Source organism: Pseudomonas sp. RV120224-01b (assembly GCF_003208145.1).
Lineage (GTDB): Bacteria > Pseudomonadota > Gammaproteobacteria > Pseudomonadales > Pseudomonadaceae > Aquipseudomonas > Aquipseudomonas monteilii.
In genome coordinates this window covers 30,765-54,661 of the sequence record NZ_QKMQ01000017.1, presented here as the reverse complement: position 1 = coordinate 54,661, position 23,897 = coordinate 30,765, and the positions used below count along the sequence as shown (strand labels likewise).

Sequence of the window (23,897 nt, the reverse complement as noted above, 5' to 3'; positions counted from 1 at the left end):
TTGCGCTGTACATGTGAGAGCTGGCTTGCCGGCGATGGGCTGCAAAGCAGCCCCTTTATCGCTTTACTTCAGGAAGCAAGCGCCTGCGAACGCTGGCGCAGTGGCATTTCGTAGCGGTGCGGTTGCTGCCAGGCCAGCCGTGCCTGCACATCGACCGCCGCGTCCTTCACCTTCTGTGTCCAGTTCTCATCCTTCGGGCACACGACCACAACGCGGAACCCGTGGTCGACGCCTTCCAGCCGAACCCCTTCGGAGTCATCGACATGCAGGTCGATATCGAACGCCGAGGGTAACTTCGAGGGGGAATTCTCCAGGCCCTTCTGGGCCAGGATGTGTTGGTGCCGGTCGCTGTTGACCACGCCATCGACATGGATGCCATACAGCATCAGCCAGCGGCGAATGTAGGCCGGTGTGCGCCCCGAGGAGGTATAGATCCAGATGCTGCAACCCTGGCGGCGCAGGTCGCGGATCAGCGAACGCGTGCCACTGCGCAGGGGTTCGCCCAACCAGCGGTGGACGAAGCCCGGCAGCTTGCTGTCCTCGACATCAGCGTGCTCAGGCAGGCAGGCGAGCGTGTCGTCGATATCGAAGGAAATGCGCAACTGGCCACGTTTGAGCTTGCGCTCGATGGCTTGGCGCCCGCGCTGGAGCATGGATGAGCGAAGCATCAGCGGCTCCTCTCGCAGGCAGGCACAGGCGTACTGGTCAGGAAGAACTTGCCGGGCTCAGGCGCCTTCGCTTCAAGGAAAGCGGCGTACTTTTTCTTGATTTTGGGTAGTTCGTACAAAGCCTTGACACCGTGTTTGGCGGAGTTGCGAATGACCGAGGACGGGTTGAAGTAACCCTCGGCGTTATCCAGCGACAGCACGAATGGCGGCAGCCCGGCACGCATCAGCAAATAGCTGACAATGAGCGAACCCGTGCGGTTGTTGCCTTCGATGAACAGCTGCGGCTTGCTGAGGATACGTACATACACACCGGCAGCCCGCTTCCAGACCGAATCGCTGCGGTACGAGCAGTACCAGTTGTACAAATCCTTGATGCCACCTTCGACGTTGTTGAAAAAGTGCGCCTCGGTTGCAGCCAGGTGAGGGGCGAACTCCAGGCGGCGGGCCGGGTCGCTGCCGCACAGCACGGTGGCATTGATTTCCAGCATCAGGTTCAGCTGTTGCAGGTCGAACAGGTCGATACCGCGAGCGACATAGTCGTCAATCAGGGCATAGCCTTCAAGCACATTCAGCAGCACCTCGTCGGTGAACGGGTCCCTCGGTTCGGTGAAATGCTGGCTGAGTTCGGCAAAGCGGCCCTGCACCTCACGCAGTGCGCGCTCTACCGCTGACAGATCAAGACGACGCATCACTCGCATTGGAAATCCCGGGTAACACTTTAACGGAAGGTAACGCGGCCGGGCGTTGCAGCCTCCCTGGCTGCAACGCCCGGCCACCTTGAAAAGTGATCAGCTGAACTTGCCGCTGATGTAGTCGGCAGTCAGTTGTTCACGCGGGTTCTGGAAAATCTGCGTGGTCGGGCCCATCTCGACCAGGTAACCGGTACGGGTACCCTGGGAGATATCGACCGAGAAGAACGCGGTGGTGTCGGCGACACGAATCGCCTGCTGCATGTTGTGGGTGACCAGCGCGATGGTGTAGTCCTTCTTCAGTTCGACCATCAGCTCTTCCACGCGGCGGGTAGCGATCGGGTCGAGTGCCGAGCACGGCTCGTCCAGCAGCAGCACCTCCGGTTCGGTGGCGATGGCGCGCGCGATACACAGACGCTGCTGCTGGCCGCCAGACAGGGACAGGCCGCTGACCTTGAGCTTGTCCTTCACTTCGTCCCACAGGGCGGCGCCTTGCAGGGCGTGCTTCACGCGGTCACCCAGGTCGCCCTTGTAGCGGTTCAGGCGCAGGCCGAAGGCAACGTTGTCGAAGATGCTCATCGAGAACGGGTTGGGCTGCTGGAACACCATGCCGATGTAGCGGCGCACGACTACCGGGTCGACGCCCTTGCCGTAGACATCCTGGCCCAGGAAGTGCACATGCCCTTCGAAGCGGAAGCCTTTGACCAGGTCGTTCATGCGGTTGAGGCTACGCAGCACGGTACTCTTGCCGCAGCCGGACGGCCCGATGAAGCCGGTGATTTCGTTCTTGCGGATCGGCACATGGCTGTCGCGTACGGCCATGAAGTTGCCGTAGAAGATCTTGTCCAGCTTGCAGTCCATGACGATGGGGGCTTCGTTGACCATGGGAGCGGCCTTTTGTGCTGTGGATACGTTCAAGTTTGGATGCTCCCTTTCTCAATACTTGGGCTTGCCGAATACACGGCTAAGAATGTTGATTACCAGCACGATCATTACCAGTACCAGCGAGGCCGCCCAGGCGAGCTCCAGCTGGTTGTCGAACGGCATGCCGGAGAAGTTGTAAATCAGTACGGCCAGCGAGGCAGTCGGGTTCATGACCGCCAGGCTGCCGTCGTGATAAATCCAGTAGTTGCTGAACAGCGCGGTGAACAGCAGAGGCGCGGTTTCGCCAGCGGCGCGGGCCACGGCCAGCATGACGCCGGTCAGGATGGCCGGCAGGCCGGTGGGCAAGACGATCTTCCAGATCACCTGTGCACGGGTGCAACCCATGCCGTAGGCAGCATCTTTCATGATCTTGGGCACCATCTTCATCGACTCTTCGGCGGTCAGCACCACGATCGGCAGCATCAGTACCGCCAGTGCCACGCCACCTGCCGGCGCCGAATAGGTACCGGTGGTCATCACCACCAGGGCGTAGGCAAATACACCGGCCAGGATCGACGGCAGGCCAGTGAGCATCTTGGCGGCAAAGCGCGCGGCGTTGGCCAGCTTGCTGTCCGGCCCGAGTTCGGCCAGGAATACCGCCGCCAGGATGCCAACCGGCACCGCGATGGCCGCGGCGATACCGACCATGACGAAGGTACCGGCCATGGCGTTGCCGAAGCCACCGCCCATTTCGAAGCCGGTGGGTGGCAGCTCGGTGAACACTTCCAGGTTAAGGCGTGCACCGCCGCGGGTAACCAGCATGTACAGCACGGAGATCAGCGGCACGCTGGCCACCAGCGCCGCAACCCAGGCCAGCGTGGTCAATATCAGGCTGCGCAGGGCACGGCCTTCCAGCTTGCGCTGCAGGCTGGGCAAAGCAGTTGTTGGGGTGCTGAGGTCAGTCATTATTTGTTACCCCGCTGGGCGTAGAGCATGATCATCGAGCCGAGCACGTTCACCAGCAGGGTGATGAACATCAGCACCAGTGCGGCGTACATCAGTACTTCGACCTCGTTCGGGCCGGCTTCCGGGAAGTTCAGCGCCAACAGCGCCGCCAGGGTGTTGGCCGGGGCGAACAGGGACACGGAAATGGTGTTGGCGTTGCCGACCAGCATGGCCAGCGCCATGGTTTCACCCAGGGCACGGCCCAGGCCCAGCACCAGCGAGCCGAAGATGCCGGTGGCAGCGGATGGCACCATCACCTTGAGGATGGCTTCCCAGTGCGTGGTGCCCATGCCGTAGGCCGCCTGCTTGGTTTTCATCGGTACGCTGGTGAGCGCATCCTGAGAAACGGCGGCAATGGTCGGCAGGATCATAATGGCCAACACCAGCGCCGCAGGCAGCAGGCCAGGGCCACTCAGGGAGGTGCCGAAGAACGGGATCCAGCCCAGCTCGCTGTTCAACCAGGTGGTCAGCGGGCGGATGGCAGGGATAACGACGTAGATGCCCCACAGGCCATACACCACGCTGGGGATGGCGGCGAGCAGCTCGACGATGGTGCGGAACACGGCAGCCAGCCGTGCCGGCAGGAAATCCTGGGTAAGGAAAATGGCCATGCTGACGCCGAAGAAACCGGCGATCAACAGTGCGATAAGGGCGCTGTAAAGCGTGCCCCAGATCGCTGGCAGAATACCGTACTTGCCTTGGTTAACGTCCCAGACAGTGCCGAACAGCACGTCAAAACCGTGTTTTTCAATGCCTGGCAGTGCCTTGCGGCCCACTTCGTAGACCAGCGCGACGACCAGCGCCAGTACCAGCACCACACCAATGCGTGCAAGCGCACGGAAGGTACGGTCAACCAGGAAGTCTTTCGCAGACGGTGGCTGGCACGCGGAGTCGGGGTTATCCGGTATGGCAAAGGGTGTGTTCATGGGCAAATTCCGGGACAAGGGACAAACACTCCCGGCACGGCTTCACTGCCATACCGGGAGCGCCTGGGTATTACTGGATGTTGGCCGACGCTTTGCGCACCTGGTCGACAACCGACGGTGGCAGCGGGATGTAACCCATCGAATCGGCGATGGTCTGGCCTTTGGTCAGGCTGTACTCGACCATTTCACGCATGGCTTTGGCCTTGGCCGGGTTGCCGTTGTCCTTGCGGAAGATCATCCAGGTGTAGGAAGTGATCGGGTAGGACTTGGCACCGGTTGGGTCCGGCAGCCAGGCCACCAGGTTTTCCGGCATGTTCACCGCAGCCAGTGCCTCGGCGCCGCTCTCGGCGTTAGGCACGACGTATTGGCCAGCCTTGTTCTGCAGCACGGCGAAGTCGACCTTGGCCAGCTTGGCAAAACCGTACTCGATGTAGCCGATGGCGCCTGGGGTCTGGCGGACGGTAGCGGTTACGCCATCGTTTTTCGGCGACTTGATGAACTTGTCGGTGGCCGGCCAGTTAACGGTGTTGCCTTCACCCAGCCCTTGCTTGAAGTCAGCGTTGATGGCCGACAGGTGCTTGGTGAAGACGGCGGTGGTACCGCTGGAGTCGGCACGTACCACCACGGTGATCGGGGTGGCAGGCAGCTTCAGCTCAGGGTTGGCCGCAACGATTTGCGGGTCGTTCCACTGGGTGATCTTGCCGAGGAAGATGTTGGAGTACACATCGCGCGGCAGCTTCAGGCCTTTAGGGTTGCCCGGCAGGTTGTAAGCCAGCACGATTTCACCGGCGGTCATTGGCAGCAACTGCACGCCTTCGCCAACCTTGGCAATGTCTGCTTCGCTCATGGCCGAGTCGCTGGCGGCGAAGTCGACGGTCTTGTTCAGGAAGTCCTGTACGCCCGCCCCGCTCCCCTTGGACTGGTAATCAACGGTGACGCCAGCGGTGTTCTTGCTGAAGTCCTTGAACCAGGTCAGGTAGATGGGTGCAGGGAAGCTGGCACCGGAACCGGTCAGGCGAACGTTTTCGGAAGCAAAGGCTGCCGAAGTGGCGCAGAGGGAAACGGCAACAGCGAGTGCAGCAGACTTCATCAGGCGTTTCATCAAAATGTGCTCCGTGTGATGGCCGGCACACTTTGCATCAGCTGTGTTACAGCTTTGTGACTATTGAATGGCAGGCCGCACGTTAGAGCTTTCTGGTTGCGCCATCACGGCAGATTGATGCCATGCGCGGCTCACCGGCATCAACCAAGGCCGGCAATACCCCCCTCATCTGTTTCAGGGCAGCGGTTACGGCACAGGCACTCGAACTCCGCCGCAGCCCGGGTCGGGAAGTTGAGGCTCAAGCGCATCTTGTCTTGCGTGTCATAAAGGTCGTAGCCCTCCGCCAACACGGCAGGAAAGCCGAGGCGGCGTGGGTAGATTTCTTTCTGGAGCGGCACGGCAGGAACCACAACGAAGCGCGTCTGCATGATCATCCCTCTTCGGCAGTTCTTTAGTATTAGTACTGCTAAGGGAAAGCATCAAGCTTACTCATGCAAAATTGCGCGTGCGCTCATCAGGCCCGGTAATTACTCATGGCTGGCGCCCCCCGGCAACGCCTCTGACCACCAGGTACAGCAACGGCCCCAATGAAACGAACACAGCGGTCAGCAACAGGTAGGGCAGCACCGTGAGCCCTCCGCGCCCTCGCTTACGGTTGTCCGCCACCATCCAGACGCAAGCCAGGCCCGCCATCAGGTACAGGTCAATGACCACCTGGGCGGTGTCTGGCCGCGACAACAGCGCCAGCCCGAACGCCAGCAGCGACTGCTCGGCCATCAGCATCGTCCAGCCGGTATACAGCGAAAACAGCACCAGCAATGCCAGCGCGCAGATACGCAAGCCCATCTCGTTCTCCTTGGTAGGGTTTGCCAGCACAGTAGTGATAGGGTTGCTTGCGCTCAATGACCCGTGAGGTCATGGACATTGCACTCAAGGACGATCAGGGCAACGCATGAATCCGCATCTTTTCCATCGAAACACCCCAGCCCCACAGACCCCGGCGGGCCAGCATCTGCGTCAGCTGCGCCGGCAGGCCAACCTCAGCCAACTGGAACTGGCGCTGCTGGCGGGGCTGTCGCAGCGTCACCTGAGCTGTGTGGAAACCGGGCGCGCCAAGGCCAGCCCGAGCACCTTGCATGCCCTGCTTTCGGCCCTTGGCGCGCCGCTGGCGTTGTGTAATGAGGTATTCGTCGCCGCCGGGTACGCGCCCCGCTACGCGGCCTCGCCACTCGATGCGCCTGAACTGGCGTTGGTCCATACCGCTATCGACCATATCCTGCAGGTGAACAACCCCGCACCGGCCATCGTCATCGACAGCAACTGGGACGTCATCGCAGCCAATACCAGCACCGGCCTGCTGTTGGCGATGGCAGGTGTTACGGCGCAACCAGTGACAGGGCTCAACCTGTTGCAAACACTGCTCTGCCCTGGCGGCCTGGGCGATCACCTGGCCAATGCGCAGGAGATCCGCGCCGCTGCCTGGCAGCGCGCCACCAGGGAGGCCGCCGGCAACCCGGCACTGGCCGAGCGCTTGCACGGCCTGCCGGCCCCGGTCAGCCCGCTTGAAACGGCGGTGGCGGCTCCCGTGTTGCTCACCCGTGTATGCACGCCTTACGGCGTGCTGACGTTTCTGTCCACCTTCACCACGTTCGGCATGCCGCAGGACATTACCGTGCAATCACTGCGCATCGAGCACCTGATCCCTGCCGACCCACAGACACGGCAGCGGATGCAGGCGGCATTCGAACAGTGGTCGGCCGTTACAGGGTGAACGACAACGTCTGGCCCAGGAACCTGGCACTGACCTGATGCCCGGTTCCATTCAGGTCGAACGGCTGGCACATCGCCCCGGTGGTCACCACATCACCCGCCTTCAGGGTCTGCCCACGCTCGGCGGCGTGGGCATAAAGGTGAGCCAGCGATACCAGCGGGTCGGTTGCCGCATCGCCAGACAAACCCCGCGCCCGACATTCACCGTCCACGTAAACCTCGGTGGTTTCCGCCAGGTCGGCCAACAGGGGTATGTCGATACCTGCGCCCAGGCTGTCGCTGACCACCAGTGCTTCAAACCCGACGTTGTCCGCGACAAAGCTCGGCCAGCCGACAGCCTTGCGGTCAACGAAACGCGAGCGCACCACTTCGAACGTGACGCAGGTGGCGCGGATATCCTCACTGACCGGTACCCGCCCGGCTTGCGGAGGGATATCACGGTCGAGCACGAAGGCGACCTCGCATTCGATAGTGACGGGCGTTACAGCAGGCAGTTCGATGTGCACACCGCTTGCGTGACAGCGCTTGGCTTCCAGCTGGCCAATCAGGGGCCGGGACAAATTGGCTGCACGCATGCCCGCGGGGCTGCCGACACCCAGCTTCCACCCGACGCGCGGGCCAGCGGCGGCAGCAAACAACTGGTCCTGGCTGTCGTAGCCTTGCGTCAGCGTCTCGGGCCTGAGGCTGGCGGGCAGCTCCGTCAGCAGGTCACCGCTGTGCCAGTGCTGCAGAAGCAAGGCTGCGGTACGTTGGTGTACGAAGAGCGGACTGTTCATCAAGACCTCATGAGGATGGGTGATGGCGGACGACAGATGCTAGGGCCTGAAATTGATAAGGATAAATATATTGTCATGATGCAATGCATCACAAATTGTTATGGCCCGCTTCATCCCTGATCAGCGCAGTGCCTGGTCCAGGTCGCGCTGCAGTGAGCCGACATCTTCCAGGCCCACATGCAGGCGCACCAAGGCACCACGCACGGGGGTAGCGAAGCTGCGTTCCCCCAGCTCGGCCAGGGTCACCAGGCTCTCATAGCCACCCCAGGAGGCACCGATGCCGAACAGGCTCAGGCGATCGATGAATGCTTCGGCCCGCGCCAGGCTGGCATCGGCGAGTTCGATGCTCAACAGGCCATTGCTGCCCTTGAAGTCGCGCTGCCACAGGGCGTGGCCCGGATGCTCCGGCAACGCCGGGTGGTACACCCGCGCCACATCTTCACGGGCCTGTAGCCAGCGGGCTATGTCCAGGCCCTGGCGTTCATGCACTGCCATGCGGCTGGCCAGGCTGCGTGCGCCACGCAACACCAGCCAGGCATCGTCCGGGCTGACCGTGCAACCACAGGTGTCACTGCTGCGCGACAACGCGGCGAAGGCCTCACGGGTGGTGCAAACGCTCCCCATCATCACGTCGCTGTGCCCGCCCAGGTATTTGGTCAGGGCCATCACCGAAATGTCCGCGCCCAGCGCCAATGGCTGATGCAGGTAGCCCGAACCCCAGGTGTTATCGACCGCCAGTAGAATCCCGCGGGGCTTGCACAACGCGGCCATGGCCGGCAGGTCGTTGAGCTCGTATAGCAACGAACTCGGGCTTTCGCTGTAGACCATGCGCGTGTTCGGCTGCAGCGCGGCCGCCAGGCCATGGCCGTCTGCGGCAAAATAGCTGACCTGCACGCCAAACGGCTGCAGCAGCTCGCGTGCCAGGCGCCGCACCGGGCCATACACGCCATCACTGAGCAGCACATGGTCGCCGGGGCGCAGGTAGGCAAGAAACGTCTGGGTGATGGCCTGCAGCCCGGTGGCGAACAATTTGGTGCGGTAGCCGCCCTCCAGCTCGCTGACCAGGTCTTCAAGGGCGAACGCCGTAGGGTTGCCACGGGCGCCGTAACTCAGCACCCGTTGCTGGTCACGAACGCTGCGCGCCTGGCGCTGGTCGGCGACGCTGTCGAACAGCACCGTGCTCAGCCGGCTGACGGGTGGGTTGACGCCATGGGCACCTTGGCCCGGCTCGCCACGCCCGGCGTGAACCAACCGTGTGGCGACCGGCTCGCCTTGGGTCAGTGGCGCAAAGCTGGCGATCTCGGCGGGGCTCATCTGTGCGATCAAGCCGGTTTCCCAGGCCAGGTAGCGACGTGCCGCCTCCTTGTTGCCCGCGTGTCGGTCATGGACGAAGAACAGGAAGTCGATGCACGCGGCGTCTGCCAGCGAAGTGTCGTCTTCAACGTGCGGCCACTCGGCCAACAGGGCCTTGGGGAACAGACGCGCGGCCAATCGTTGGTCATCGGGCAGTTCGCTGAGCGCCAGCTCGGCGACGCGTGGGTCGTCGGCAATGAACACCAGACGTCGGAGTTGCTGCTGCACTTGCTCGGCCAGTAAAGGGCGAATCGCCCAGTGCGCGCCGCGCAGGTGGCGCTTGCGATAGGCCGTGCTCGGCCGCAGGTCCAGCAGCAAGGCGCCGTCGAGTTCTTCGGCGCTTGCTTCGGCCAAGGTCACTGCCAGCGGAGGCCTGGACGGCAATGCCAGGCCACTGCTCAGGCCGCCTTCAAGCACGCAGGCATCATGCCCCATCTGCTTGAGCCAACTGGCCACCACCGGGGCACGCACGCCATCGTCGTCGAACAGTACCACCCGGGCCTTGCGCACGCCGATGTAAAGGTCGGTGCCCTGCACCAGCTGCCCACCAGGGCAATGTTGCGCGCCGGGCAGGCTGCCCGCGGCAAATTCCTCTGGCGTGCGTACATCGCACAGGAACAGCGTGCGTTGTGCGTCCTGGTGCCAGGCTTGCACTTGCGCCGCTGCCACCCACTCCACCCCGGCCTTGCGTGCCAACCCCGTGGCGCGTGCCCGTTGCCGCCCCAGTGCCTGGCCACTGTGCGCTGGGTACCCACGTTGCCCACCGTGTTCCAGTGGCAGGTCGACCAGGTACCAGCCTTGGGTACCGTTCTCCAGGGCGAAGACCGGGTTGTCGATGCCAAGGTTGATCAAGGTTTGCGCGCCGATGATGCTGCGGGTGCGCCCTGCGCAGTTGATCACTATCGGTGTGTGTGGGTCTTGCACCAGATCTTCCAGGCGGTAGCCCAGCTCACCGTTGGGGCAGCAGGTGGCGCCGGGAATATTCATCTTGGCGAACTCGTCCAGTGGCCGGCCATCGAGCAGCACCAGCGGCTTGCCCTGGCGCTGCCATTGCGCCAGCTCCAGGGCGCTGATGCGCGGCGTGTGGCAGGCATGTTCGACCAACTCGCCAAAGGCTTTTGACGGCAGGTGCACACCCGCGAACAGTTCGAAGCCGGCCGCCTGCCAGCCCAGGCTGCCGCCTTCCAGCCAGTGCACGGCCGTGTAGCCCAGCGCCTGCAGGCGTTGGGCGCCACGCTGGGCCAGTTCGCCACCGGTTGCGTCGTAAACCACCACACGCACCGCCGGGTTGGGCGCCAGGCGCGGGGCCTCGATTTCCAGCCGGCTGTAGGGCAGGTTTGCCGCGTAGAACAGGTGCGCCTCGCCGTACTGGCCGTGCTCGCGCAGGTCGAACAGGGCGATCTCCTGGCCGTCGAACAGCCAGTCATGCAGGTGCGCGGGGGTGATGCTGGGGGTCATGGGACGCAGTCCGTGGTCGATTGGATTGGAAAATTGCAATGCCTGTACTGGCCCCTTCGCGGGCAAGCCCGCTCCCACAGGTACTGCGCGGGCCTTGAGCATTACGCGATCCCTGTGGGAGCGGGCTTGCCCGCGAAGAGGCCAGTACAGGCAACGAAAATCAGAGGCCGAAAGCTTTGATCGAAGGTGCCATCTGCGATTTGTTGTAGTTCACCACGCTGCCGTCATCCTTCACGCCGTAGCGGTTCTCCAGCGACTCCAGCGGCCGACCATAAAGGTGGAAGTGCAAGGTCGGCCGATCACCCTCGACACGAATGCCATGCAGGTCCTCGCCCAGGAACGCCACCGAGGTCCCTGGCTGCACCACGATCTCTTGCTCCAGCACCAAACGCGCGCGGGCCGGGTCGCTGCCGTCGTCTTCACGGCGGTACACCCGGTTCAGTTCCTGCCCCTCGACGGCGACGATGATCGCCCAGGTCTCGTGGTTGTGCGGCAGGGTCGCCTTGCCCGGCAGCAGCGAGTTCACATACAAGGTCGGCGACTCGCCATCGTCGTTCAGCCGGTAGCGGAACTGGGTTTCACCGGTCGTGGCATCCGGCGCCGGGAATCCCTCGAAATTGAACAGATCCCGGCGCTCGGCAAGGCCTTCGAGCAAGAGGACGATCTGCTGCAACGCGGCGCGGTCGACGCCACGCTCATGAATAGCGCGCACTTGCGCCAGGAACGGCTGGATCACGGAATCACGGGACATTGCGGGTCTCTCTTCTGGCTAACGGAGATCAAACGCTGAGGCTGTAGCGCCCCAGGTTGCTGAATACATCGGGCGCCGGGCGGCTTGGGCGTTGGCTGCCCTCGCCCAGCGCATGCTGCAGGAAAGCACGGGTACGTTCGTTATGCGGCGCATGAAACAGCTGCTCGGCACTGCCGTGCTCGACGATGCGGCCATGCTCGGTGAAATACACCTGATCGCTGATTTCTTCGGCAAAGCGCATTTCATGGGTGACCAGCACGCAGGTCATGCCCTCCTCGGTCAACTCGCGGATCACCGCCAGCACTTCGCCGACCATTTCCGGGTCCAGCGCCGAGGTCACCTCGTCGAACAGGATCAGCTCAGGCCGCATCGCCAGGGCACGGGCGATAGCCACCCGCTGCTGCTGTCCACCCGACAGCTCACCGGGAAAAGCCCGCGCCTTGTGGCCCAAACGTACCTTGTCGAGCAGTGCCAGGGCCTGGTCACGCGCTTCGCCACGGTCACGGCCCAGCACCTTGGTCGGGGCGATCAGCAGGTTATCCAGCACACTCAGGTGCGGAAACAGGTTGTACTGTTGGAAGACGAAGCCCACCTGCTTGCGCAAGGCAATCAACTCGGCCTCACTGCGCAACCGTTCGACCTGGGTATCCCCAATGCGAATACTGCCGCGTTGCGGCCGCAGCAGGCCGGTCATGCAGCGCAGGATGGTCGACTTGCCAGAGCCGGACGGGCCGATGATCGACACTGCCTGCCCGGCCTGCACGTCAAGGTCGATGCCGCGCAACACCGGGTTGTCGGCAAAGGCCAGGTGCACGTCACGCAGCTGGATCAAGGGTTCAGAAGGCATAGCGGCGCTCCAGGCGTTGGGTCAGGCGGGCAATCGGGTAGCAGTAGGCGAAGAACAGCGCCAGCACGCTGAAGTACACCAGCACGGTGAAGCCGCTGCGGTTGACGGTGTTGGCGGCGATCTGCGCGCTGTCGATCACGTCGTGTACGCCCACCAGCGAAGCCAGGGCGGTGCCCATGGTGACCACGGCGTACAGGTTCATCCAGGGCGGCAGCATGCGCCGCAGGCACTGCGGCAGAATGATCGAGCGGAAGATCTGCGCCCGGCTGAAGGCCAGCGAGCGCGCCGCCTCCCATTGAGTGGCCGGGATCGAGGCCACCGCACCACGGAAGATTTCAGCCACGTTGGCACTGGCCGGCAGGGCCAGGCCGATCGTGACCTTCAGCCAATCGGGGAAAGTGAGCCAGGTGCCGGCAACCTGGATATCGAACGGGAACACATACGAGGTGAAGTAGATCAGCACCAGCCAAGGCGCATTGCGAAACACCTGCACCCACAGCCGTGCGATACCGCGCATCGGCGCCAAGGGCGACAGCAGCACAATGCCCACCAGCAAGCCCAGTAACGTGCCCAGGCCGATGGCGCCAACACTGATCTGGATGTTTTGCAGCAGGCCCGCCCCCAGGGTCGGTGACCAATGCCACAGCGTGGCGAGGTTTTCAATGGCCATAGCCGGGCATCCTCAGGCGCGCTTCCAGGGCGCGACCGGCACAATTGACGGCGAAGCTGAGCAGGCCGTAAAAGGCCAGGATCAGGATCATCAGCTCGATGACGTTGTCGCCCTGGGTCCAGATCATGATCGCGGCGTAGGTGATATCGTTGACGGCAATCGCCGATGCCACAGCGGTCATCTTCACCAGGTCGATCAGGTTGTTGACCAGCGCCGGCAAGGCAAAGCGCACGGCCAGTGGCAGTTGCACCTGCAGCAGTTGCTGGCGGCGGCTGAACGCCAGCGAGCTGGCGGCTTCCAGGGTCACCGCCGGCACCGCCTCGATACCGGCGCGCAGGGCCTCGGCATGGAAAGCGCCCTTGTGCAGGGAAATCACCAGCACCACCCAGGCGAACGGCGTCATCGGGTTGGCATTGCCCAGGCTCTGGTTGATCAGCATGTTCAGCACCAGGAACGCGCAATACAACTGCACCAGCGTGGGTGTGTTGCGCGTGACTTCAATGAAGGCCCGCGCCGGCCAGGCCAACCCGCGGCGCCCCGAGGTAAGCGCCGCTGCCAGCAGCACACCGACCAGCAGGCTGCCGACCACGCTGAACAGACACAGCCAAACAGTGGTCAGCGCGCCCTCGAGCAGTTTGCCGCTGGCGTAGGCGTCGAGCAGGAAGCTGTAGTTCAGGCCAACCTGGGCGAGCTGCCCGACCAGCCCGTGCAAAACCTCGCTCATCAGGCGCCTTCGCCCTGCAGCTTGGCACGCAGCTCTACCAGCGCAGGCGAGGCCGGGGTGATGTGGTTGGCGTGTTCACGCTCGATCAGCCAGCCGCTGCGGTGCCATTGCTTGACGAATGGGTCCAGCCGTTGCTGGGTATCAGTCTCGCCCAAGCGCGTCCAGATTACCGACGGGGCCGGGTTGAGCTCGGGGGCCAGGGCGCGGTAAGCGCTCCACTCACCGCCCTTGGCCAGCAGCGGGTTGATCAGGGTGGCATCGTGCACGGCAGCCACGCAGTTGTTGCCGCGCAGCGCCAGCAGCGACTCGGCGGAGGTTTTGAAGGCCTTGAGGTCGGCACCCAACTCAATCAGCGCCTGGGTGTAGCTGCTACCCTGCGAAGTGCACACCGGCTGGCCCTTGAGCTCGGCCCAGGTCTTGATCGGGCTGTCCTTGGCCAGCGCTGCGCTGCCGCCCACGCGGTAGAACGGCGTGGGTACGTGGCCCAGCAACTTGTCGCGCTCGGGGGTCCACTCCATGTTGGCAATCAGCAGGTCAACCTTGCCCTGCTGCAAAAACTGCACGCGGTTGGCCGGCTGCACCGCTACCAGGTCGACCGCCACGCCCAGCTGGCGCGCCAGGTCACGCGCGAGGTCGACACTGAAACCGATCGGTTCACGGGTGGCCGGGTCGATGGCACCGAACGGGCCGCCGGACAGCACCACACCCACAGCCAGTTTGTGACGTTGCTGGATTTTGTCCAGGGTGGCATCGGCCTGGGCCAGCCCGCTGGCGGCCAGCGTGGCAGTGGTGAGCAACGATGCGAACAGCCCGCGACGGGCAACGGTGGTCAGCGACATGGTGGGGGTTCCTCATCCCGGCAGCCGGAACGCCCGGCCAATGAGGGCGCATCCTAGAAAGTTGCAGGGATGAGGGGAAATTCAAATATTGCCTATCGTTATAACTCAGAACATTCAGCAAATGCTGAAAACAGGCATAAGCTCCGTAAAATGAGGGCTCTGTTAATTCCCTCTTGTTCCGGCATCGACCAATAGATAACAATTCATTATCTTTCATCACGCATCAGTAATGTAAAAACGGCGAAATAGCACTGCGCGCCCCTCCCACTCACTTGCCTGAGCACGCCATGAGCGCCCTCGACCTCGACCTGCTTCGCACCTTCGTCACCATCGCCGACCACGCCAGCTTTGCCGAAGCAGGCCGCCATCTGGGGCGTACCCAGGCATCAGTCACCCAGCATATGCAACGCCTGGAGCAGCAGGTGGGCGTACCACTGTTACGCAAGCAGGGCCGCCAAAAGTCCCTGACTGACGCTGGCCGCCAGCTGCTGCGCCATGCCCGACAAATGCTTGCGCTGAACGACGAAGCGCTGGCAGGCCTGCGCCTGGATGGCCCCAGCGGTGTGCTGCGGATCGGTTCGCCGCACGACATCGCCGACACCATCCTGCCACCGCTGCTCAGCCACATTGCCCGCTCGGCGCCCAACCTGCGCCTGGAAATCGACGTCGGCCGCAGCCCGTTCCTGATGGAAGACCTGCAGCGCGGCAAGGTCGACATGGTTATTTCCACGCGCACGGCCCCCGGCCTGGAAGGCTTTGCACTACGCACCTCGCCGGTGTGGTGGATATGCGCGGCGCAGTATCAGCACCTGCCCGGCGAGCCTTTGCCGCTGGTGCTGGTGGACGAACCCAGCCTTTACCGCAAACTGGCCCTGGAGTCGCTGGAACAGGCCGGTATCGCCTGGCGCCAGGCGTACCTGGCGTCGAACCTGATCGGCGTCAAGGCGGCAGTGCGCGCCGGCCTGGGCATTACTGCACGCAGCCAGGAAATGGTCGGGCCGGACATGCGCGTACTCGGCCAAAGCGATGGCCTGCCAGCGCTACCCGACGTGACCTACCACCTGTGGGTGCGGGCCAACACCGTCAACCCGCTGGTGCGCCAGGCTTATGCGATGGTGCGCGCCAGCGCAGGGCTTTGATGCCCACAGCCCTTGCAGCTACACCGGCAGCTCGGTGGTCAGCTTGATCTTCTCCATTGGCACTTCAGTCTTCACGTTCTGCACCACGCTCAGGCTGGTCAGGTGCTTGATCTGAAAACGCCGATACGCTTCCAGGTCTGCCGCCACCACCCGCAACAGCAGGTCGCAATCGCCCGCCATCACATGGCATTCCACCACTTCGGGCAACTGGCGCACGGCTTCGACAAACGCGTCAGTGGTGTCCTGGTCCTGACGTTTCAGCCATACCCGCACGAACAGGGTCAGGCCCAGCGCGACCTTGGCCGGGTCCAGCAAGGCTACGTAGCGCTCGATCACCCCGGCCTCCTCCAGCAGGCGTACGCGTCGCAGGCACGGCGAGGGAGACAACCCCACCTGTTTGGCCAGTTCCTGGTTCTGCAACCTGCCGTCGCGCTGCAGTGCTCGCAGGATGCGCCGGTCGATGGCATCAAGCTTGATTGGCATTGACTAACCTCTTCTTCGATATTTTCGGTAGCAGATGCCAAATGCTCTGCGCATCAACGCAACTACGCAAGCCAATTTCAGCGATTCATTGGAATACTTTTCCTCCACTGGAGGTGACCATGAATACCCTTGAACCTGTACTGAACAATCCCCCCGCCACCACACCACAAGCAGAGCTGCGCCGTGGCGCCATCGCCGCCGTGCCGGTGCTGCTTGGGTTCATCCCCTTTGCCCTGGTACTCGGCGCGCAAGCTTCGCAGCACCAGCTGGCAGCCGGCGAAGTGGCACTGATGACCGGGCTCAACTTCGGTGGTGGCTCGGAGTTCGCCGCTATCGAGCTGTGGACATCACCGCCGGCAATCCTGGTGATTGTTGCCATGACCTTGCTGGTCAACAGCCGCCACCTGCTGATGGGCGCGACCCTGGCACCGTATTTGCGCCATCTGCCCCTGCCCAAGGCATTGGCGGCGCTGTTTTTCATGTGTGACGAGAGCTGGGCCATGGGCTTGGCCGATGCACGTCAGCGCGGCGACTTCAGCCTGCGATACTTCATGGGCATAGCGTTGTGCCTGTGGGTCACCTGGGTGGCTTTCACCAGCCTTGGCGCGCAAATCGGGCCGTTGCTCGGCGACCTGCGCAGCTACGGCTTCGACATGGCCTTCGCTGCGGTCTTCCTGGTGCTGCTCAAAGGCATGTGGAAAGGTGTGCATGCCGCCCTGCCATGGCTGTTCAGCCTGTTCACCGCAGCGCTGTTCTACCTGCTGATTCCCGGTGGCTGGTACGTGCTCGCGGGTACCGTGGCCGGCCTGGTGACCGCTTACCTGTGGGCCAAGCCATGATTGACGTTGCTACGCTGGTCACCCTTGTGGCCATGGCCGTGGTTACCTACCTGACCCGTGCGCTGGGTTTTCTGCTGCTGCGTAACCGCACCCTGGGGCCACAACTGACCCAAGTGCTGAACGCTGCACCCGGCTGCGTGCTGATTGCCGTGATCGCACCCAAGTTCGTTTCCGGGCACCCGGCCGACCTGATTGCGCTAGGGCTTACGGTGTATGCAGCTACGCGCTTTTCCCTCTTGCCGGTGGTGGTGTTTGCCATTGTCGTCACAGGGGTGCTGCGCGTGCTGTTGCCCGCATGATCCGCTGCGGCTTCTCCATTCCATTGACACACATCAAGCCCTCGCGCCGGGTTCGCGCGACGATGGTTGCAAGCACGGAATGACTCAAGCACCGCCAGGCGCACAGGGCTCAAGGTTCACCCTTGACCCTTGTGCGCAACCTTGGACAAGGAGCCCCACATGAACCCGCTGAAACACATACTGGTTGCCACCGACCTGTCCCCCTATGCCCGCAACGCTGCGGAGCGCGCCGCCTACCTGAGCAAGGCGCAACAGGCCTCGCTTGACCTGCTCTACGTTGCCAACCCTGCACCCTTCGAGCGCCTGAAGCAGTTGGTAGTGCCTGACGACGACCTGTTGAAGCGCGTACTGGATAGCGCCGGGGAAAAAATCCACGCGCTGGCCGCCATGCTGTTCCAGCGCTACGACATCTCTGCAGGTGTGCAGGTTGCCAGCGGCTCGGTGACCACGGAAATCACCCGGGTGGTACAGGACAAGCACAGCAGCCTGCTGGTGTGCGGCGCCAGGGGCCAAAGCGTGGCCCGGCGCCTGCTGCTGGGCTCGACCGTGCAGAAAATGCTCAGCCGCATGCCCTGCCCTTTGCTGGTGGTCAAGCCTGCCCCTCGTGATGCCTACCGCACCGTGCTGGTTCCCGTCGACTTTTCCCCCGTATCGCTGCGCGCCATCGCGTTGGCCAGGCGTATTGCCCCACAGGCCCAGATCATCCTGTTACATGTGTACGAAGCTCCGTTCGAAAGCAGCGTGCGCTTCGCCCATATCGACCACGACACCCTCACCCACTACCGCAATGTGATCCGCAAAGATGCAGTGACACAGCTCGCCGCCCTGAGCAAGGCAACCGGCATGCCCGATGCACGGCAGATCGTGGTGCATGGCGACCCCGGCTGGCGCATTGCCGAACAGGAACAGGAGCTGGAATGCGACCTGATCGTGGTCGGCAAGCAGGGTACTAGCGCGCTGGAGGAACTGTTGGTGGGTAGCGTCACCAAGCATGTACTGAACGAATCGCAGTGTGATGTGCTGGTGGCACCCTAAGCCTCTGAACGAAGCTGAGCGGACATCGCATGCAAATTCGCTATATACTTTTATATACAGCGAATCCATAAAGCCCGAACGATGCCGTGATGTACGCTCAGCCCGACACGCCAGACACTGCCGACGAAGACGCTAGCCCCCCGTACGGCACAATCGATCATGCGTTGGGTAATCCCGGTATACGACGCAAGAATCAGAAGCTGATTCTGAAGGCAGCCAGCGAGTCGTTTGCCTTGACCGGCTTCACCGCCACCCATTCGCACGATATCGCCGAGCGTGCCGGGGTACCCAAGGCCAACCTCTACTACTACTTCCAGACAAAAGAGAACCTGTACGTCCAGGTGCTGATGAGTTTTGTCGAGCCGTTGGTGAAGGCCTCGGCAGCACTGCGAAAGAACGACGACCCGATAGCGGGGTTGCGGGCCTATATCAAAGCCCGCATCCGCATCATTCGGGAGCACCCGTTCAGCGCTGCAGTGTTCAGCCAGGAACTGCTCTCTGGGGGCAGGCGCCTGCCTGAGGCGTGCAAAAACCTGCTACACGAAGAAGCCCGGCGCAACGTTGCCTGCCTGCGCGACTGGATCGATCATGGCCGCCTGGCCCCCTGTGACCCTGAACACCTGATGATCTTCATCTGGTCGGCAACGCGCACGTATACCAACCTGGCCTGGCAAATGTCGCAGGTCAGAGGCGTGGCCCAACCGGACAAATCGGACTTTGATCGCGCCACCCGCACGGTTATCCAGATGGTGCTGGGGGGCGTCGTCCCGAAACAGCCACGCACGGCGACACAGCGATAACAAGCGCTCTACGCCAGGTGTTTCATCGATTGCGCTGATGTTTACTATCAAGCGGCCTGCCTGTCGGCCTGACAAGGCCGTCCCTATAATCCCCTGCAAATCCCCCCGCTCCTGCGCCTGCTACAGGCGATATCCCTCATGGAACCGAACCCCATGCCAAGCAACCGCCAGGCCCCTCGCGGCCTTCCCGAACATAGTCAACAGAGTGTCCTGCAGCAATGGCTGGCAATCCTCTCGGTCGCCGTGGGTGCCTTCGCCCTGGTCACCAGTGAGTTCCTCCCGGTGGGGGTGCTCAACGATGTGGCCAGCGACCTGGGCATCAGTGCCGGCCTTGCCGGCCTGATGGTGACCCTGCCCGGCATCATGGCCGCATTGGCCGCGCCCCTGATTTCCGTCGGCGTGGGTGCGCTGGACCGGCGCTACCTGCTGATCGGCCTGACGCTGATCATGATCATCGCCAACGCGATCGTGGCCTATGCCGGCGACTTCAACCTGTTGTTGGTCGGCCGCGTGCTGCTGGGCGTCAGCATTGGTGGTTTCTGGGCGACCGCCATCGCCCTCAGCGGCCGACTGGCACCTGATGGCATGGGCGTGGCCAAGGCCAACTCCATCATCATGGCTGGCGTAACCCTGGCAACCGTCGTGGGTGTGCCCGTGGGCACCTGGCTGAGTGGCCTGATGGGCTGGCGCATGACCTTCCTGGTGACCGCGCTGGTGGGCGTGCCCGTGCTGCTGGCGCAAGTGTTCCTGCTGCCACGGCTGATGCCGGAAAAGGCCATTCGCATCAGTGACCTGCCGGCGCTGTTCATCAACCCGCAAGCGCGGGTCGGCTTGATCGCCGTGTTGCTGATTGGCCTGGCGCACTTTGCCGCATACACCTACGTTGCACCGTTCTTCAAACAGAATGCCGGCTTCGACGGGCCTACGATCGGCTCCTTGTTGCTGCTGTATGGTGTGGCCGGCTTCATGGGTAACATCTTCGCCGGCTTTGCAGCCAACCGCAGCGTGCGCCATACCCTGATGCTGGTCGCGTTGATGATCGCCGTCAGCACTGCCCTGTTCCCGCACTTCGCCACCGGCATGACCGGCGCCGCGATGCTGATCGCACTGTGGGGCTTCGCCTTCGGTGCGTTCCCGGCCTGCGCCAACATCTGGATGTTTGTCGTAGCCCCCAAGGATGTCGAGCGTGGCATGCCGCTGTTCGTGGCCATGTTCCAGGTGATCATTGCCGTGGGCTCGTTCTTCGGCGGCCAGGTGGTCGACCACATGGGCACAGCGGTGCTGCTGAGCCTGGCCACGGCGCTGGTAGGCTGCGGCTTTGTCACGGTGTTGGTGCTGGGCCGCAACGTCAGCAACAGCCTGGCGACGCAGCCAGGCTGAGTTGTAGTGCCGGGGCTGCTGTGCAGCCCCTCGCGGGCAAGCCCGCTCCATCAATCGCGTAACACTTGCACGTATGCCTTGCGCTCCACGAGTGGCTCAGAACCACTGCCCAAAACGGCGGATATACAGCGCCTTCATGGCTTGGGCGACCACGCAGTAGCCCAGCAAGGTGGCGACCAGCCAAGGGAAATACGCCCACGGCAGCGGCACCAGGCCGACCATCGCGCCTACGGGCGAGAACGGAATGTAGACCCCCAATGCCATCACCAGGCCGGTCGCCAGCACCACCGGCAGCGCAGCAGTGCTTTGGAAGAACGGTACCTTGCGCGTGCGCAGCATGTGCACCACCAGGGTTTGTGACAGCAAGCCCTCAATGAACCAGCCCGACTGAAACAGCGCCTGCATCTCGACACTGTTGGCGGCGAACACGTACCACATCAGGGCAAAGGTGGTGATATCGAAGATCGACGAGGTCGGGCCGATCCACAGCATGAAGCGGCCGATGTTGCGGGCATCCCATTTGCGCGGCTCGCTGAGGAACTCCTTGTCCATGCGGTCCCAGGGCAGCGACAGCTGGGAAAAGTCGTACATCAGGTTCTGCAGCAACAGGTGAATCGCCAGCATCGGCAGGAACGGAATGAACGCACTGGCCACCAACACCGAGAACACGTTGCCGAAGTTGGAACTGGCCGTCATGCACAGGTACTTCATGATGTTGCCAAAGGTTTCGCGGCCTTTGAGCACGCCCTCCTCAAGCACCATCAGGCTTTTTTCCAGCAGGATGATATCGGCCGACTCCTTGGCGATGTCGGTGCCGCTGTCCACCGAGATACCAACGTCGGCATCACGCAGGGCTGCAGCATCGTTAATGCCATCGCCAAGGAAGCCCACCGTGTGACCATTGCCCTGCAGGACCTTGAGCACGCGAGATTTCTGCAGCGGGGTTAACTTGGCAAAAACGGTGCGCGCCTCCACCTCACGCTTCAAGGTGGTGTCATCCATCCGCTCGATGTCCTCGCCGAGCAACGGCAGGCCTGGCGCCAGGCCGACTTCACGGCAGACTTTGCAAGTGACCACCGGGTTGTCGCCCGTCAGCACCTTCACCCGCACGCCCCTGTCGCGAAGCGCGGCGATGGCCGGGCCGGCAGTTTCCTTGGGTGGGTCGAGGAAGGTCAGGAAACCCTGTATCACCAGGTCGCGCTCGTCGTCGGTGTGATATTGCGCCTTGCTTTCGCCCGCCGGGATATCACGGGTGGCGACCACCAACACCCGGAAGCCGTCCTGATTGAAGGCATCGGCGCTGGCCAGCAGGCGCTCGCGGCGGCGCGGATCGAGCGCTACAACGCTGCCGCCTTCCTGCACATGGGTGGCGATGGCAAGCATTTCTTCGACCGCGCCCTTGCTGACCAACAGGTGATCGCCCAAGGCGTTCTTCACCACCACTGACAGGCGACGGCGGATGAAATCGAACGGTAGTTCGTCGACCTTGGCGTAGGCATAGGGCGCCTGGAACTCACGGTCCTGGCCAGCGAAATGCAGCACGGCCTGGTCCATGAGGTTGCGGATACCGCTTTGGTGATGGCTGTTGAGCCACGCCAGTTCAAGAATGTGCTTGTCGCGCTGGCCGTCGAAGCGCACGTGGTGTTCCAGGATGATCCGGTCCTGGGTAAGCGTGCCAGTCTTGTCAGTGCACAATACATCCATTGAGCCCAGGTTCTGGATAGCGTTCAGACGCTTGACCACCACCTTGCGCCGGGCCATGGCCACAGCACCCTTGGCCAGGTTGGCGCTGACGATCATCGGTAGCATTTCCGGGGTGAGGCCCACCGCCACGGCAAGCGCGAAGAGGAAGGCATCCCCCCAGTCACCCTTGACCACGCCGTTGATCATGAACACCACCGGCACCATCACCAGCATGAAGCGAATCAGCAGGCTGCTGACGCTGTTCACCCCACGGTCGAAGGCGGTCTGGCTGCGCGAGCCGGCAATGGCCTTGGCCAGCGAGCCGAAATAGGTGCGGCGGCCGGTGGCGACCACCACTGCGCGGGCACGGCCGCTGACCACGTTGGTGCCCATGAAGCAGATGTTCGTCAGCTCTAGCAGGTTGCCCTGGCTGTCGCCCTGCTCGGTGGCGGACTTTTGCGCAACATGGCCCAGCGTGTCGTACTTCTCGACCGGCAGCGCCTCGCCAGTGAGCACCGCCTGGCTGATGAACAGGTCGCGGGACTCAAGCAGGCGGATGTCAGCGGGGATCATGTCGCCGGCAGAAAGCTGCACGATATCGCCGGCCACCAGGTCGTCCATGGGCACTTCGCGCAGGCGCGGGGCCTGCCCGACCTGCTCACGACGCAGCACGGTGGCGGTGGTGCGCACCATTGCCTTGAGCGCGTCAGCCGCCTTGTTGGAGCGGTATTCCTGCCAGAAGCGCAGCAGGCTGCTGAGGCTGACCATGGTCATGATGATGACGACTTTGGTCAGGTCAGCATCGTCCGTTTCGCCTGCACGAACCGGCAGCCAGTAGTCAGTGACAAAGCTGATCCCGGCCAGGGTCAGCAGTACATAGATGAACGGATTGTGCAGGGCCTTGAACAATTGCACCAGCGCGTGGGGTTGCTGGTCATGGGCAACCTGGTTGGCACCATCACGTTCCAGACGCTTGGCGGCTTCGTGCTCGGTCAGGCCCTGTTCAGTCGCATCCAGGTTGGCGAGGGTGACGGCCAGGCCATTACGCGCTTCACGGGCGGCGCGGGTAGACAGGCGGGTTTGGCGTTCGGCGTTGGCCGATGGGGTGTTGCGGTGTTTGACAGTCATGTTGCTGTGCTCCTGCCGCTGCGGCGGCACGACACACAGACGTTTCACCCAGGCGGTGAACGAAGGCATGTCGGGTCGCAGAAAAATGCTGGGGTTTTCCGACAGTTGTCTGTCCGCTGCCGAGGGTCGGAAGTTGTTTCGGCAGCGAACTTTCTACTCGCGCAGTCCATGGTGTATTCCTTTTTTATAAGTGCCGGACAATAGTGTCCCCGCGAACTTTTTATGTAAAAAGTTCGGCAGGAAAGATACCGTTCAATATCTTTTATTCAGGGAAAAGTTCTGGGCTGATGACGGGCGTGATGGCGCGCCAGGAGCCCCCACCTACCTGGGGGCTCCTGGCTGTCGTCAGGGTTGCAGTACTGGCGGGGCGGCCAGGCGCAGGCCCGCAGCGCCAGAGGACAGGCGTGCAGGCGATATGAAACGAATGACGTGAGGTTCATGAGCTTGCCTCCAACCGGCGAACACCGGCGGCGGCAAGTCACGGCGGAGCATCAGGCTCTGGCGCGGCTTGCCCGACCGGGGTGTCGGGACCGGTGTTCCGGTTCAAGTGCCTGACCGGGCCGTACGGCGGCGGTCAGGCAGCGACTAGATACTGTGTCCATTGAATTCTTCAGTGAATAGGAAAAGGCCCCGTTCTCGGGGCGATCGAACTTTATTCAAGCGTAGTATCGAAGTCAACCCGCAACGGCAATGTTAAACAAGTTTAACCTTGTTTTAATGTTACTTGCG

24 protein-coding genes are annotated in these 23,897 nt (G+C 62.7%); 7 read left to right on the top strand and 17 right to left on the bottom strand.

Annotated features, from left to right (window positions below; genetic code table 11):
- Nucleotides 1-68 precede the first annotated feature (68 nt).
- From N436_RS22340 to N436_RS22305, 8 genes are all read right to left on the bottom strand, one after another.
- Entirely contained in the window at nucleotides 69-668 is a 600-nt protein-coding gene (locus N436_RS22340; protein ID WP_110741976.1) for a hypothetical protein, read from the bottom strand.
- Nucleotides 668-1,366, bottom strand: coding sequence for a hypothetical protein (locus tag N436_RS22335; RefSeq protein WP_110741975.1), 699 nt, complete (start codon nucleotides 1,364-1,366; stop codon nucleotides 668-670). Before N436_RS22335 ends, N436_RS22340 begins: the two co-directional genes overlap by 1 nt.
- Before the next feature lie 90 nt (nucleotides 1,367-1,456).
- Entirely contained in the window at nucleotides 1,457-2,242 is a 786-nt protein-coding gene (pstB, locus tag N436_RS22330) for a phosphate ABC transporter ATP-binding protein PstB (protein ID WP_060499193.1), read from the bottom strand.
- A gap of 51 nt (nucleotides 2,243-2,293) precedes the next feature.
- Nucleotides 2,294-3,187 carry a phosphate ABC transporter permease PstA gene (pstA, locus tag N436_RS22325; RefSeq protein ID WP_016714318.1) on the bottom strand — a complete coding sequence of 298 codons (894 nt, stop codon included), beginning with the start codon at nucleotides 3,185-3,187 and terminating at the stop codon, nucleotides 2,294-2,296.
- On the bottom strand, nucleotides 3,187-4,152 hold the full coding sequence (gene pstC / locus N436_RS22320; RefSeq protein ID WP_105948662.1) for a phosphate ABC transporter permease subunit PstC: 966 nt from the start codon (nucleotides 4,150-4,152) through the stop codon (nucleotides 3,187-3,189). Before pstC ends, pstA begins: the two co-directional genes overlap by 1 nt.
- Nucleotides 4,153-4,222: 70 nt before the next feature.
- Entirely contained in the window at nucleotides 4,223-5,254 is a 1,032-nt protein-coding gene (gene pstS, locus N436_RS22315; protein ID WP_105948661.1) for a phosphate ABC transporter substrate-binding protein PstS, read from the bottom strand.
- A 140-nt stretch (nucleotides 5,255-5,394) separates the two neighbouring features.
- Entirely contained in the window at nucleotides 5,395-5,628 is a 234-nt protein-coding gene (locus tag N436_RS22310) for a hypothetical protein (protein WP_105948660.1), read from the bottom strand.
- Between the two features lie 97 nt (nucleotides 5,629-5,725).
- Complete coding sequence (locus N436_RS22305; protein WP_110741974.1) at nucleotides 5,726-6,040, bottom strand: DUF2834 domain-containing protein; 315 nt, start codon at nucleotides 6,038-6,040, stop codon at nucleotides 5,726-5,728.
- Nucleotides 6,041-6,146: 106 nt separating this feature from the next.
- Here N436_RS22305 and N436_RS22300 point away from each other — a divergent pair, with 106 nt between their 5' ends.
- The gene (locus tag N436_RS22300; protein WP_105948657.1) at nucleotides 6,147-6,965 is read left to right on the top strand and encodes a helix-turn-helix domain-containing protein; all 819 of its coding nucleotides are present in this window, start codon (nucleotides 6,147-6,149) and stop codon (nucleotides 6,963-6,965) included.
- Here N436_RS22300 and N436_RS22295 read toward each other — a convergent pair.
- From N436_RS22295 to N436_RS22265, 7 genes are all read right to left on the bottom strand, one after another.
- Nucleotides 6,955-7,740 (bottom strand): 2-keto-4-pentenoate hydratase, encoded by a 786-nt coding sequence (locus N436_RS22295; protein ID WP_110741973.1) that lies wholly within the window; start codon nucleotides 7,738-7,740, stop codon nucleotides 6,955-6,957. The genes N436_RS22300 and N436_RS22295 overlap by 11 nt on opposite strands.
- Before the next feature lie 120 nt (nucleotides 7,741-7,860).
- Nucleotides 7,861-10,551, bottom strand: a complete 2,691-nt coding sequence (gene metC / locus N436_RS22290; protein ID WP_110741972.1) for a cystathionine beta-lyase — start codon at nucleotides 10,549-10,551, stop codon at nucleotides 7,861-7,863.
- A gap of 160 nt (nucleotides 10,552-10,711) precedes the next feature.
- Nucleotides 10,712-11,302 (bottom strand): cysteine dioxygenase family protein, encoded by a 591-nt coding sequence (locus tag N436_RS22285; RefSeq protein ID WP_110741971.1) that lies wholly within the window; start codon nucleotides 11,300-11,302, stop codon nucleotides 10,712-10,714.
- A gap of 28 nt (nucleotides 11,303-11,330) precedes the next feature.
- Nucleotides 11,331-12,149 carry an amino acid ABC transporter ATP-binding protein gene (locus N436_RS22280; RefSeq protein WP_110741970.1) on the bottom strand — a complete coding sequence of 273 codons (819 nt, stop codon included), beginning with the start codon at nucleotides 12,147-12,149 and terminating at the stop codon, nucleotides 11,331-11,333.
- Nucleotides 12,139-12,819 carry an amino acid ABC transporter permease gene (locus tag N436_RS22275; RefSeq protein ID WP_025753198.1) on the bottom strand — a complete coding sequence of 227 codons (681 nt, stop codon included), beginning with the start codon at nucleotides 12,817-12,819 and terminating at the stop codon, nucleotides 12,139-12,141. The genes N436_RS22280 and N436_RS22275 overlap by 11 nt, the downstream gene beginning before the upstream one ends.
- Nucleotides 12,809-13,543: an amino acid ABC transporter permease gene (locus N436_RS22270; RefSeq protein ID WP_110741969.1), complete on the bottom strand. Its 735-nt coding sequence runs from the start codon at nucleotides 13,541-13,543 to the stop codon at nucleotides 12,809-12,811. Before N436_RS22270 ends, N436_RS22275 begins: the two co-directional genes overlap by 11 nt.
- Nucleotides 13,543-14,382 (bottom strand): transporter substrate-binding domain-containing protein, encoded by an 840-nt coding sequence (locus N436_RS22265; RefSeq protein WP_110741968.1) that lies wholly within the window; start codon nucleotides 14,380-14,382, stop codon nucleotides 13,543-13,545. The genes N436_RS22270 and N436_RS22265 overlap by 1 nt, the downstream gene beginning before the upstream one ends.
- A 287-nt stretch (nucleotides 14,383-14,669) precedes the next feature.
- On the opposite strand from N436_RS22265, the gene N436_RS22260 reads away from it, so the two are divergent.
- Entirely contained in the window at nucleotides 14,670-15,521 is an 852-nt protein-coding gene (locus tag N436_RS22260) for a LysR substrate-binding domain-containing protein (RefSeq protein WP_110741967.1), read from the top strand.
- A gap of 18 nt (nucleotides 15,522-15,539) precedes the next feature.
- On the opposite strand, the gene N436_RS22255 is transcribed toward N436_RS22260, so the two are convergent.
- Nucleotides 15,540-16,004, bottom strand: a complete 465-nt coding sequence (locus N436_RS22255; protein ID WP_218274929.1) for an Lrp/AsnC family transcriptional regulator — start codon at nucleotides 16,002-16,004, stop codon at nucleotides 15,540-15,542.
- A gap of 119 nt (nucleotides 16,005-16,123) precedes the next feature.
- On the opposite strand from N436_RS22255, the gene N436_RS22250 reads away from it, so the two are divergent.
- From N436_RS22250 to N436_RS22230, 5 genes are all read left to right on the top strand, one after another.
- Nucleotides 16,124-16,843, top strand: coding sequence for an AzlC family ABC transporter permease (locus N436_RS22250; RefSeq protein ID WP_110741966.1), 720 nt, complete (start codon nucleotides 16,124-16,126; stop codon nucleotides 16,841-16,843).
- Complete coding sequence (locus N436_RS22245) at nucleotides 16,840-17,142, top strand: AzlD family protein (protein WP_110742035.1); 303 nt, start codon at nucleotides 16,840-16,842, stop codon at nucleotides 17,140-17,142. Before N436_RS22250 ends, N436_RS22245 begins: the two co-directional genes overlap by 4 nt.
- Before the next feature lie 159 nt (nucleotides 17,143-17,301).
- On the top strand, nucleotides 17,302-18,177 hold the full coding sequence (locus tag N436_RS22240; protein ID WP_110741965.1) for a universal stress protein: 876 nt from the start codon (nucleotides 17,302-17,304) through the stop codon (nucleotides 18,175-18,177).
- An 89-nt stretch (nucleotides 18,178-18,266) separates the two neighbouring features.
- The gene (locus tag N436_RS22235; protein ID WP_110741964.1) at nucleotides 18,267-18,977 is read left to right on the top strand and encodes a TetR/AcrR family transcriptional regulator; all 711 of its coding nucleotides are present in this window, start codon (nucleotides 18,267-18,269) and stop codon (nucleotides 18,975-18,977) included.
- 153 nt (nucleotides 18,978-19,130) lie between these two features.
- The gene (locus tag N436_RS22230; protein ID WP_105948666.1) at nucleotides 19,131-20,357 is read left to right on the top strand and encodes an MFS transporter; all 1,227 of its coding nucleotides are present in this window, start codon (nucleotides 19,131-19,133) and stop codon (nucleotides 20,355-20,357) included.
- 96 nt (nucleotides 20,358-20,453) lie between these two features.
- On the opposite strand, the gene mgtA is transcribed toward N436_RS22230, so the two are convergent.
- A complete protein-coding gene (gene mgtA, locus N436_RS22225; protein ID WP_256590010.1) occupies nucleotides 20,454-23,168 on the bottom strand; it encodes a magnesium-translocating P-type ATPase in 2,715 nt (904 codons plus the stop codon).
- Between the last annotated feature and the right edge of the window lie 729 nt (nucleotides 23,169-23,897).

Coding starts and splice junctions, on each gene's coding strand:
- N436_RS22340 (WP_110741976.1), bottom strand. CDS start 668: ATGCTTCGCTCATCCATGCTCCAGCGCGGGCGCCAAGCCATCGAGCGC.
- N436_RS22335 (WP_110741975.1), bottom strand. CDS start 1,366: ATGCGAGTGATGCGTCGTCTTGATCTGTCAGCGGTAGAGCGCGCACTG.
- pstB (WP_060499193.1), bottom strand. CDS start 2,242: ATGGTCAACGAAGCCCCCATCGTCATGGACTGCAAGCTGGACAAGATC.
- pstA (WP_016714318.1), bottom strand. CDS start 3,187: ATGACTGACCTCAGCACCCCAACAACTGCTTTGCCCAGCCTGCAGCGC.
- pstC (WP_105948662.1), bottom strand. CDS start 4,152: ATGAACACACCCTTTGCCATACCGGATAACCCCGACTCCGCGTGCCAG.
- pstS (WP_105948661.1), bottom strand. CDS start 5,254: ATGAAACGCCTGATGAAGTCTGCTGCACTCGCTGTTGCCGTTTCCCTC.
- N436_RS22310 (WP_105948660.1), bottom strand. CDS start 5,628: ATGATCATGCAGACGCGCTTCGTTGTGGTTCCTGCCGTGCCGCTCCAG.
- N436_RS22305 (WP_110741974.1), bottom strand. CDS start 6,040: ATGGGCTTGCGTATCTGCGCGCTGGCATTGCTGGTGCTGTTTTCGCTG.
- N436_RS22300 (WP_105948657.1), top strand. CDS start 6,147: ATGAATCCGCATCTTTTCCATCGAAACACCCCAGCCCCACAGACCCCG.
- N436_RS22295 (WP_110741973.1), bottom strand. CDS start 7,740: ATGAACAGTCCGCTCTTCGTACACCAACGTACCGCAGCCTTGCTTCTG.
- metC (WP_110741972.1), bottom strand. CDS start 10,551: ATGACCCCCAGCATCACCCCCGCGCACCTGCATGACTGGCTGTTCGAC.
- N436_RS22285 (WP_110741971.1), bottom strand. CDS start 11,302: ATGTCCCGTGATTCCGTGATCCAGCCGTTCCTGGCGCAAGTGCGCGCT.
- N436_RS22280 (WP_110741970.1), bottom strand. CDS start 12,149: ATGCCTTCTGAACCCTTGATCCAGCTGCGTGACGTGCACCTGGCCTTT.
- N436_RS22275 (WP_025753198.1), bottom strand. CDS start 12,819: ATGGCCATTGAAAACCTCGCCACGCTGTGGCATTGGTCACCGACCCTG.
- N436_RS22270 (WP_110741969.1), bottom strand. CDS start 13,543: ATGAGCGAGGTTTTGCACGGGCTGGTCGGGCAGCTCGCCCAGGTTGGC.
- N436_RS22265 (WP_110741968.1), bottom strand. CDS start 14,382: ATGTCGCTGACCACCGTTGCCCGTCGCGGGCTGTTCGCATCGTTGCTC.
- N436_RS22260 (WP_110741967.1), top strand. CDS start 14,670: ATGAGCGCCCTCGACCTCGACCTGCTTCGCACCTTCGTCACCATCGCC.
- N436_RS22255 (WP_218274929.1), bottom strand. CDS start 16,004: ATGCCAATCAAGCTTGATGCCATCGACCGGCGCATCCTGCGAGCACTG.
- N436_RS22250 (WP_110741966.1), top strand. CDS start 16,124: ATGAATACCCTTGAACCTGTACTGAACAATCCCCCCGCCACCACACCA.
- N436_RS22245 (WP_110742035.1), top strand. CDS start 16,840: ATGATTGACGTTGCTACGCTGGTCACCCTTGTGGCCATGGCCGTGGTT.
- N436_RS22240 (WP_110741965.1), top strand. CDS start 17,302: ATGAACCCGCTGAAACACATACTGGTTGCCACCGACCTGTCCCCCTAT.
- N436_RS22235 (WP_110741964.1), top strand. CDS start 18,267: ATGTACGCTCAGCCCGACACGCCAGACACTGCCGACGAAGACGCTAGC.
- N436_RS22230 (WP_105948666.1), top strand. CDS start 19,131: ATGCCAAGCAACCGCCAGGCCCCTCGCGGCCTTCCCGAACATAGTCAA.
- mgtA (WP_256590010.1), bottom strand. CDS start 23,168: ATGACTGTCAAACACCGCAACACCCCATCGGCCAACGCCGAACGCCAA.